The sequence below is a fragment of the Burkholderia sp. COPS genome, from assembly GCF_019425585.1.
Classification (GTDB): Bacteria; Pseudomonadota; Gammaproteobacteria; order Burkholderiales; family Burkholderiaceae; genus Burkholderia; species Burkholderia cepacia.
This window is the reverse complement of record NZ_WIXR01000071.1, coordinates 23,116-30,436: the sequence shown is the minus strand read 5'-3', so window position 1 is coordinate 30,436 and position 7,321 is coordinate 23,116. Positions and strand designations below refer to the sequence as shown.

The 7,321-nt window shown below is 69.5% G+C and carries 7 protein-coding genes; 4 read left to right on the top strand and 3 right to left on the bottom strand.

Annotation, left to right across the window (positions count from 1 at the left end):
- Positions 1 to 2 precede the first annotated feature (2 nt).
- Positions 3 to 296: a hypothetical protein gene (locus FOZ70_RS36070; protein ID WP_346656430.1), complete on the top strand. Its 294-nt coding sequence runs from the start codon at positions 3 to 5 to the stop codon at positions 294 to 296.
- A 490-nt stretch (positions 297 to 786) separates the two neighbouring features.
- Here FOZ70_RS36070 and FOZ70_RS36065 read toward each other — a convergent pair whose 3' ends face one another.
- Positions 787 to 1,173, bottom strand: coding sequence for a helix-turn-helix domain-containing protein (locus FOZ70_RS36065; RefSeq protein ID WP_042976912.1), 387 nt, complete (start codon positions 1,171 to 1,173; stop codon positions 787 to 789).
- Positions 1,174 to 1,494: 321 nt separating this feature from the next.
- On the opposite strand from FOZ70_RS36065, the gene FOZ70_RS36060 reads away from it, so the two are divergent.
- From FOZ70_RS36060 to FOZ70_RS36050, 3 genes are all read left to right on the top strand, one after another.
- A complete protein-coding gene (locus FOZ70_RS36060) occupies positions 1,495 to 1,971 on the top strand; it encodes a nuclear transport factor 2 family protein (RefSeq protein ID WP_219707803.1) in 477 nt (158 codons plus the stop codon).
- Positions 1,972 to 2,206: 235 nt separating this feature from the next.
- Positions 2,207 to 3,022 (top strand): helix-turn-helix transcriptional regulator, encoded by an 816-nt coding sequence (locus FOZ70_RS36055; protein WP_219707802.1) that lies wholly within the window; start codon positions 2,207 to 2,209, stop codon positions 3,020 to 3,022.
- A 415-nt stretch (positions 3,023 to 3,437) separates the two neighbouring features.
- The gene (locus FOZ70_RS36050; protein WP_219707801.1) at positions 3,438 to 5,063 is read left to right on the top strand and encodes an amidohydrolase; all 1,626 of its coding nucleotides are present in this window, start codon (positions 3,438 to 3,440) and stop codon (positions 5,061 to 5,063) included.
- Between the two features lie 19 nt (positions 5,064 to 5,082).
- Here the strand turns inward: FOZ70_RS36050 and FOZ70_RS36045 are convergent, their stop codons facing one another.
- Positions 5,083 to 5,694, bottom strand: coding sequence for a cysteine hydrolase family protein (locus FOZ70_RS36045; RefSeq protein WP_027789412.1), 612 nt, complete (start codon positions 5,692 to 5,694; stop codon positions 5,083 to 5,085).
- 173 nt (positions 5,695 to 5,867) lie between these two features.
- Positions 5,868 to 7,118, bottom strand: coding sequence for an MFS transporter (locus FOZ70_RS36040; RefSeq protein WP_104767077.1), 1,251 nt, complete (start codon positions 7,116 to 7,118; stop codon positions 5,868 to 5,870).
- Between the last annotated feature and the right edge of the window lie 203 nt (positions 7,119 to 7,321).

The following is a 7,321-nucleotide window of genomic DNA, read 5'->3' as shown; positions in this document are numbered from 1 at the left end:
CCGTGCCGCCCCCGCCGCCCGGATATCGGCCGCCCGGCCCGAACCGAGTGCCCGGCAGGCCGCCCTATGCGGACCGCCCGGGCTTCGCGCCGCCGGCCGCGAGACACGATCGCCGCCCGCCGCCGCCACAGCCGCACGGCTATATATGGACGGACGGTTACTGGCGCTGGCAGCGAGGCCGCTATATATGGGTGCCCGGCCGCTGGGTCGCACGGCGCCCCGGGCGTCGATGGGTGCCCGGCTACTGGCGCCGCCAGGGACAGGTGTGGATCTACGTCGACGGCACATGGCGATAGGCAGGCGCCCGGCACCCCGCACTCGGCCGAGGGCAGCCCCGGAACCAGGCGGCGCGACGAACCCGCGCCATTCAGCCTCGACATCATGATGCCCGGCAGGTGCCCCCGCGCGCCCTGCCCGACCTTGCCCCCCACGCATGCGCCCAGGTCTCCATCGGATCAGGCACCCTCGACCGCCGATATGCCGCCGGTCTGGGGTGCGCCATCCCGGCTCGGCCAGCCCCTGCCGCACCTCTCATGTGCCATACAGCGAAAGACCGCCATTGCAGTCGCCCCGGCGCGCACCCCGCAAGCGATGCACCGCCAGTGCATTCCCGCATTCGAGCCGAACGGAGCACATTGAAACATCGGCGATGCCTGCCCGCCCCATCGATATCATTCGGATAACGAAATCACGTGCGGCACCGCACGCGCAGTCGCGGCATGCCTCGTCGCATCGCACTCAAGCCGCAGCCCACCGTCCATCGACAAAACAGCGCATACGCCCTGCTCAGCGCCCGCCGCCGTCCATCTCCCGTGCACGGCGCCGCGCGGCGCAGATCGCGTGATGATGTTCGTCCGCCCACCGGATCATCGCCTGCATCGGCGTCAGGAACGACCGCCCGAGGTCGGTCAGCGCATATTCGACGCGCGGCGGCACTTCGGCGAACAGCGTGCGACTGACGAAGCCGTCCTGTTCGAGCCGCTTGAGCGTGCGTGACAGCATCTGCTTCGACACGTCGCCGATCGCGCGGGCGAGTTCGTTGAAACGCATCGTCCCACCGGACAGCGCTTCGAGCACGAGCAGGCTCCACTGGTCGCCGATGCGGTCGAGCACATCGCGGATCGGGCAGGGCTGATCGAGTTCGACGGTTTCGTCGGCGGGCGGGAACGGCATGACGGGATTCTCTTTCAAAGGCAACGCATGGTCAGCGCGGTGTGACCTGTTCACACCGCGCTGACTTCTTGTGACGGGTTCGCGGCAACTGTACCATTCGAGCGGCCCGGCAGCCGCGCGGATTCGCCAGTTCAACGAAGCATGACGACGACGCGCCGCCTCGCCACTCCGTATCTCGACGATACGAACCGGGCGGTGAATCCCTCGCGTCGACAGCGCACGTGCATCCGCAACCGTCGCCCGACGATCATCATGGCCAACCCGACCCGCCGTCGCGCATCGCGCGCCAACCCACGCTTCGTCAGACAAGGAACCCGCTACATGTCATCGCTCCGCTCTCCCGTTCGCGCCGTTGCCGCGCTCGCCCTGCTGGCCGCGTCGACGGCCGCGCTGGCCGCCGGCCCGGCCACGCGCAACCTGGCCGCCGAGGAAGCCAACCGCCAGTTCGTGCTGACGTTCTATGACCGCTTCTTCAACAAGCACGAAGCGGTCGAGGCCGCCGCCGTCGTCGCGGACGACTACAAACAGCACAACCCGCACGTACCGGACGGCAAGAAGCCGTTCGTGTCGTACTTCGTCGGCGCCTTCCAGAAGAACCCGGCGTCGCGCGCGCGCATCGTGCGCAGCGCAACCGACGGCGATCTCGTCTACCTGCACGTGCATGCGACCGAGCGCCCGGGTGACCGCGGCGAGGCCGTCGTCGACATCTTCCGCGTGAAGGACGGCAAGATCGTCGAACACTGGGACGTGATCCAGCCGGTACCCGAAACGTCCGCGAACGCGAACACGATGTTCTGACGCGCGGGGCCGTCACGCGGCGCGCAACGATGCACGCCGCCCGTCGACGGACGATCGGCCGCCCCCCCGGGCAAGCGCGACTGCCTCGCGGCGGCGAAGTCCCCTACAATCGAGCTTCGCCGCCGCGCCGGCCTCCGTCCCGCATGACCGCACCGCCGGCCGCCTCGCCGCCGGCTCGCCGTCGCACGCGAAACACGGCCGGTACGGGCGGCCGTTCGCGCAGACGGTGTCAACGATGAGCCCCGCCCATATTTCCCTCAGCAATGCAGGCGACCTGATCGCCAGCCTCGGCAGTCCGCAGTTTCCCGCCCGGCTTTGGGCATGGCTGCGCGAAACCGTCGATCCGCAGTCCCATTACAGCGTCGCGACGCGCTACCGGCGTGACGCGCCGTCGCATTCGGTCGACAGCGTCGACGTGCTGTTCTTCGCCGGCGGCGACGATCCCGACGGCACGCGCCACGCACTCGATCTATATACACAGGGCGACTGGCGCAACGACACGCTGCTCCCGCACATCGAGCGCGCTACCGATTCGCAGCTCGTGTTCTCGTGCAACGAGGACGTCGACATGGCAACCGAATACGGCCGCCAGTTCGCGCTCGGCGAACTCGGCGAAGACTGCACGCTGCTCGGCAGCGAGCGCGACTATGTCTATGCGTTCTCGCTGTTCCGCCGGCGCGGCCAGCCGACCTATACGCTGGCCGAACTGGCGCTGCTGCGGCAGCTCGGCGATTTCGTGCTGCCGCTGCTGATCCAGCATGCGCGGCTCGCCCGCCTGACGCCCCGCTCGGACGACGGCGCGCTGCTGCAGCGGTTCGAACAGCGCCTGTCGGCCAGCGGCGCAACGCTGTCGCAGCGCGAACGGCTCGTGTGCCGCGCGGTGCTGCAAGGCCGGCCCGTCCCCCGGATCGCCGACACGCTCGCGCTCAAGCCGAGCAGCGTGCGCACCTATCTCGGGCGCGCGCTCGCGAAACTCGGCGTGGCGAACCGGGCCGGGCTGTTCGCGTGGTGCGTGACCGAGGAAGAACCGCCGGCAGACAGCGTGCGCTAGACGACGACTCCGCATCCCGGCCACACCCGCCGCCCCCGCCGCCTTTGTCGCTGGTTGTCCTAAAAACGATGACAGACAGCCGGCCGCCCCGCTCCTAGTATCTGACTCACCCGACGACGGGAACGCGTCGGATGCCACGGAGACACCGAATGCCGCATACCGGATGGACGCCGGCCCGCACGGCCGCGCGCGCGTTGCCCATCGAGCTGCCGCTTCAGGCCCGGCAGCGGGATCGGCATGACGCCCCGGCGGCGGCCGGCCTTCACCGTGACGCATCGCGGCGCCTGCCGCGCAGCACCGGCACATAACCGCCCCCGTCCCATTCAACCCGACCGGGTTCACGCGACCGGACGAGCCCCGCGGCCCGCCCGCGGGACACGTGCGCCCGTCGAACAGCCCCATCCGGAGAAGACACATGCAATACGCCGACACCGCCTACCTGAACGGCCTGCTTTACACCGGCGACGCGCAGCGCCGCTTCGCGCAGGCGCTCGCCACCCGGGACGGCAAGATCGTCGCGGTCGGCCGCGACGACGATATCCGTCCGCTCATCGGCCCCGCGACGCGCACCGTCGACCTGGCCGGCAGGCTGATGCTGCCGGGCCTCATCGACGGCCACGTGCACCCACTCGAAGGCCACCAGATCCTCGGCGACTTCGACCTGTCCGGCATCAACGATCCCGACACGATCCTGCAGCGCATCCGCGCCTGCGCCGATGCGACGCCGAACGAGCCGTGGGTCTATCTCGGCGGCGCCAACCTGGCCGCATTCGGCGCGTATCCGACCCGCGAACTGCTCGACCGGGTCGTGCCCGACCGGCCGCTGCTCGTGGTCGGCTTCGACGTGCACAGCGGCTGCCTCAACACGAAGGGCCTCGAAGCGGCCGGCATCCACGCCGACACGCCCGACCCGGCCGGCGGCGTTTACGAACGCGATGCGTCCGGCGCGCCGAACGGTGTCGTGCACGAAGCGGCGTTCTATCGCGTCTGCCCGCTCATTCCGCAACTGAGCCCGGCCGGCTACCCGAAGTCGCTCGCGAAAGCGCACGCGATGGCGCACGGCTACGGCATCACCGGCTGGTTCGACGCACGCGTCGAGGAGGCCGAACTCAAGGCGTATGCCGACGCGCAGCGCGCGGGCACGCTGAAGGTGTACATGAGCGCGGGCCTCTATGCGAACCCGCGCCGCGATCCGCGCGAGCAGGTCGAGCGCTTCGCCGCATGGCGTCGCGCGTACGAATGCGACAACCTGCGCCTGCATACGGTGAAGATCTTCGTCGACGGCGTGCCCGAATCGAAAACCGCCGCGCTGCTCGAGCCGTACGCCGGCACCGACGACTGCGGCCTCGCTCTGTGGAGCCAGGACGCGCTGAACGAGATCTGCCTGCTCGCCGATTCCGCCGGCTTCGACCTGCACTTCCACACGCTCGCCGACCGCGCGGTGCGCATGACGCTCGACGCGCTCGAATATGTCCAGATCCGCAACGGCATGCGCGACCGCCGCGCGCAGCTCGCGCACCTGCAGCTCGTCGATCCGGCCGACATGAGCCGCTTCAACCGGCTCGGCGCGATCGCCAGCGTGCAGACGCTGTGGACGGCCGCGCGCGAAGAGCAGCAGCAGCTCTATCGCGACCTGCTCGGCGCCGAACGCACCGCGCGCAACTATCCGTTCCGCAGCCTGCGCAACGCCGGCGCGATGCTCGCGGCCGGCTCCGACTGGTCGGTCAGCACGATGGACCCGATGCAGATCATCCAGACAGGCGTCACACACTTGCTGATCGACCAGCCCGACAGCCCGCCGTGGAATCCGCACGAACGCCTCGACCTGCTCACGATGCTCGAGGCCTATACGGTGAACACCGCGTATGCGCTGCGCTTCGACGACTGCACGGGTTCGCTCGAGGCGGGCAAGGACGCGAGCTTCGCGATCCTCGATCGCAATCCGTTCGCCCATCCCGTCGAGACGTTCGCGCAAACCCGCGTGATCGAGACGTGCTTCCGCGGCGAAGTCGTGTACGCGGCGCCGGGCTGGGCCGAATGAAGCACGAACCCGGCGGCCGTCAGGCGACGCCGAGCGCCAGCACCTGCTCGGTCGTCAGCACGTCGCCGAACGTGTCCGACAGCGCAGCCAGCGTCGCGCGATGGAGGTCGCGGTGCGATACCGTGCCGCCCTCCGCGATGTCGAGGTCGCGCGTCGCGCAGGCATCGTCGACGACGATCACCGCGTAGCCGAGCGGCACCGCATCGCGTGCCGCGCCGGCCACGCAGGCATGCGTCATCAGGCCCGTGACGATCAGCGTGTCGATACCGGCCGCCTTCAGGCGTGCATCGATGTCCGTCGTCGGGAACACGCTCACCGAGGTTTTCTTCACGACCGCGTGATGCGGCGCCGGCTGCAAGCTCGCATGAAAGCGGAAGCCGTCGCTGCCGTCCGCGAATATCGGGCTGTCGGGTGAATCGACATGCTGGACGTGAAACACCGGAATGCCCGCGCGATCGGCGAACGCGATCACGCGCTGCGCATTGCCCAGCGCGCGCGGGCCCTCGGGAATCGGCAGCCGGCCGCTGAAGTATTCGTTCTGGAAATCGATCACCAGCAGCGCGGTGCGGGCGGCGGCGATCGACGTCGGCGCGGTCGCGCCCGCCAGGGTACGGATGGTCGGATGTTGCATGGGTCGCTCTCTCGGTTGGCGTATCGAAGGAACGGCGCGCCGGGCCAGCCGGCGTCGCCGCACGCGGCCCGGACGTTTCCCGGCCGCGAGGCGCCAGTGTCGGGCCGCGCGGCCGTGCGCGACAGCCGCGCGCGGGACAACGTCCGACAGGATCGGGCCAACGTGCCTGCCGCCTACGACAGCGCGGCCGTTCGCGCACCCGGCTGCGTGCGGCCGTACGCGACCATCATCGCGAAGCTGAGCAGGAAGCCCGCGCCGCCGATCAGCAGCAGGCCGATCTCGCCGAACACCGGCAGCAGGTTCGTGAGCGCCCCCGTGACGACCCACGCGACGGCCATCACCGAGCCCGCGACGCCGAGTGCCCAGCCTTGCCGGTCCTCGCTGACCGCGTCGGAGAACGCCGTGTACATCGTCGTATAAGCGACCATGTCGAAGCAGCCGACGACCATCGCGAGCGCCCACAGCACCGGCTCGTTCGGGAACAGCGCGGACAGGACCTGGCCGACGCCCGCGACGAGGAGGCCCGTCTTCGCGATGTCGACCACGCGCCATACGCGCAGCATCAGCCGCACGACGAACAGCAGGCCGAACACGAAGCAGAGGCCGATCACGCCGCTGAACAGCCCGAGCCGCGCGCTCGTGTAGCCGAACTTCGCCTGCAGCAGCAGCATGATGGTCTGCAGGTAGAGCCCGTAGCCGACCTGCATCAGGAAGAACACCACCGACAGGAACGCGACGTTGCGCTGGCGCGCGGCCTCCCCGATGATGCGCAGCGGCAGCAGCGGATCGATACGCGTGTCGCCGCGCGGCACGGCCGAGTCGCGATACGATGCCCAGGTCCAGAACGCGCCGATCAGCGACAACCCGGCGACGAGCACGAACGGCGTGCCGTAGTCGAACAGCGGCGAAATCGTGCGGTCGGACGTGACGCCGCCGAGCACCGGGCCGACGATCACGCCCGCGCTGAACGCGAGCGACATGATGCTCATGTTGTACGCCTTGTTTTCCGGCGTGCTCAGGTCGGTGATCGCCGCCTGCGCGATGCCCTGGCAGCCGGCCATCAGCCCGGTGAGCCCGCGGCCGGTCAGCAGCAGCGCGACGCTCGCATGCCACGCACCGGCCGCCATCATCGCGTAGCCGGCCGCGAGGCCGGTCACGCACAGCAGCAGGATCTTGCGGCGGCCGTAGCGATCGGACAGCTCGCCCATCAGCGACGAGCCGAAGAACATGCACAACGGATAGATCCCGTAGCCGAGACCGAGGTAGAAATTGCGCGCGTGCGCGCCGGCGTCGGCCGGCAGGATGCCCGCGTGCGGATCGCTGAAGATCGCGGACATCATCGGATAAACGAGCCCGAATCCCATCGCGTCGAGCGCGATCGCGAGCAGACAGGGGCCGAGCAACTTGTAATCGAGCCGGGACATGGCGACCTTCCGGACAGAGTGGATGATCGCCCAAGCGTAACGATCGGGCGGCGGCCGCGGTAGGCCGCCGCCCGCGATGCTGATCATCGGCGGAACCGGCACCCTGCCTGCCGCCCGCGCCGATGGGCCGCCAGCGTTGGCCCGGAGCGGCAGGCAGCGGCCGCTACCTGGCGCTCGACGCACCGGCATCGTCGCGACGACCC

Bases quoted from the DNA above. Each gene is read 5' to 3' on its own strand.
- FOZ70_RS36065 (WP_042976912.1), bottom strand. From the start codon at position 1,173: ATGCCGTTCCCGCCCGCCGACGAAACCGTCGAACTCGATCAGCCCTGC.
- FOZ70_RS36060 (WP_219707803.1), top strand. From the start codon at position 1,495: ATGTCATCGCTCCGCTCTCCCGTTCGCGCCGTTGCCGCGCTCGCCCTG.
- FOZ70_RS36055 (WP_219707802.1), top strand. From the start codon at position 2,207: ATGAGCCCCGCCCATATTTCCCTCAGCAATGCAGGCGACCTGATCGCC.
- FOZ70_RS36050 (WP_219707801.1), top strand. From the start codon at position 3,438: ATGCAATACGCCGACACCGCCTACCTGAACGGCCTGCTTTACACCGGC.
- FOZ70_RS36045 (WP_027789412.1), bottom strand. From the start codon at position 5,694: ATGCAACATCCGACCATCCGTACCCTGGCGGGCGCGACCGCGCCGACG.
- FOZ70_RS36040 (WP_104767077.1), bottom strand. From the start codon at position 7,118: ATGTCCCGGCTCGATTACAAGTTGCTCGGCCCCTGTCTGCTCGCGATC.